The sequence below is a fragment of the Psychrobacter sp. 78a-MNA-CIBAN-0178 genome (assembly GCF_040309625.1).
GTDB lineage: Bacteria > Pseudomonadota > Gammaproteobacteria > Pseudomonadales > Moraxellaceae > Psychrobacter > Psychrobacter okhotskensis.
Genome location: NZ_JBEOOZ010000170.1, coordinates 1 through 252, shown reverse-complemented (window position 1 = coordinate 252; position 252 = coordinate 1). Strand labels below are relative to the sequence as shown.

At 42.5% G+C, this 252-nt stretch carries 1 protein-coding gene; it reads left to right on the top strand.

Annotation, left to right across the window (positions count from 1 at the left end):
* Positions 1–252, top strand: a 252-nt coding sequence (locus AAEY80_RS14715) for a hypothetical protein (protein ID WP_350588624.1), incomplete at both ends; no start/stop codon positions are given.

Sequence of the window (252 nt, the reverse complement as noted above, 5' to 3'; positions counted from 1 at the left end):
GGTTACAGCCTTCCGCCAAAAGAGCGTTGTACTACAACAATGAACTTAGTGTCGGGCGATGAAGCGGTTGCTGCTGATGTCGAAGACGTAGAAACCGAAAAATTAATGCAGATGAAGCGTTGTCCTATTTGTGAAACTGCAATGGACTCATACCTAATTGACGAAACCCGTAAACTACATGTGTGTGGTAATAACCCAGCATGTAAAGGGCATATAGTTGAAGAAGGTACCTTTAAAATTAAAGGCTACGAC